Consider the following 1,534-nt stretch of genomic DNA (forward strand, 5'->3'; position numbering starts at 1 on the left):
AGCGCCGGGCGCCGGCGCTCGAGCGGCCGGGGGCGTCCGAGGCGGGAACCGGCCGCTCGGGCGTGTAGGGGCGCGGATCCGGGAGGGTGAACCACCGTCGCCGGCGACGCTCCGGGGAACTGAGGATCGCGGAGATGGCCTCGGGCTCGTGTCGTGCGCAGTTGGCGAGGAGTCCGAGGGACACCAGGGTGACGACCGCCGAGGTGCCACCGTTGGAGATCAGCGGTAGCTGGAGGCCGGTGACCGGCAGCAGGCCCACCACGTACCCGATGTTGATGAACGCCTGGAGGACGATCGTCGTGGTGATCGTGCCCGCGAGCAGTCGCCGGAACGGGTCGGCCGAGCGCAGCGCGATGCGCATACCCGCCCATCCCAACGCCAGGTACAGCGAGACGACGACCGCTGCCCCGAACCAGCCCAGTTCCTCTCCGATGATCGCGAAGATGAAATCGTTGGTCGCCTCGGGGAGGTAGAACCACTTGGCACTGGACTGTCCCAGGCCGACCCCGAACAGGCCTCCCTCGGCCAGCGAGAGCATCCCCTGATACGACTGGTACGCCGACCCCTGCGGGTTGGAGAAGTCCCCGACGAAGGTGTTGGCGAATGTTCTGACCCGTTCGAACCGATAGGCGAACGTCACCGCGAGCACTCCGAACACGACGGTGCCGAAGGCGATCACCCACACGAAGTGTCGGGTCGGATACCCGGCGAACCACAGCACGCACAGGAAGGCGAGGGTCACCGCCGTGGCCATCCCGAGGTCGGGGGCGACGACGACGAGGGCGGCGACCACCCCGTACCCGACGATGGCCGGGAAGAGCAGATCGAGCCAGTACCCGGTGCGTATCCGCTTGGCCACCACCGACGAGGCCCAGACGATGAACGTGAACTTGGCGATCTCCGCGGGCTGGATCGCGAAGAACCCGAGGTCGATCCATCCGCGCGAGCCGTTGATCTCCATGCCGACGCCCGGGATCAGGACGGCGATGAGCAGCCCGATGGACACCAGCAGCATCGGTAGCGCGGCGGCCCGGAGGAGCTCGAACCGCATACGCAGGGCGACCAGGAACCCCACCCAGCCGATCGTCACGAAGACCGCCTGGCGGAGGAAGATGTCGAAGGGTGTACCGCCACCGGAGAACGCGAGGACGTTGGAGCTCGAGAGCACCATGCCCAGGCCGATCACCGTGAGCAGTGCGGTGACCACCATGACCACGTGGAAGGAGGTCAGCGGTGCACGGTTGATCGCCGCCAGCGGCGCGGCGATACGGCCCAACAGGTCGGGCCGGGCCACGGCGACCTGATCCTCGACGTCGTGGCCACTGTCGGTGCCGCCCCGGCGAGCGGATTCGTGAAGTGCCATGCCCTACCTCCCGGCGACCCGGCCCACGGCGAGCGCGAAGCTGCGCCCGCGGTGACCGTAGTCGGTGAACATGTCCATCGACGCGGCGGCGGGGGCGAGCAGCACGGTGTCGCCTCCGGTGGCCATCCGCGCGGCCTCGGCGACCGCCCGGTCCATCGTCTGCTGCGGCTC

1 protein-coding gene and 1 pseudogene are annotated in these 1,534 nt (G+C 69.0%); both read right to left on the reverse strand.

The window, feature by feature from the left end:
• A partial coding sequence (gene ftsW, locus G6019_RS12920; RefSeq protein WP_182627745.1) for a putative lipid II flippase FtsW occupies positions 1–1,363 on the reverse strand: 1,363 nt, incomplete at its 3' end.
• Positions 1,364–1,366: 3 nt separating this feature from the next.
• A pseudogene (gene murD / locus G6019_RS17395) lies at positions 1,367–1,534 on the reverse strand (UDP-N-acetylmuramoyl-L-alanine--D-glutamate ligase); the annotation flags it as partial.

Origin of the sequence: Dietzia sp. DQ12-76, assembly GCF_014145045.1 — a bacterium.
GTDB lineage: Bacteria > Actinomycetota > Actinomycetes > Mycobacteriales > Mycobacteriaceae > Dietzia.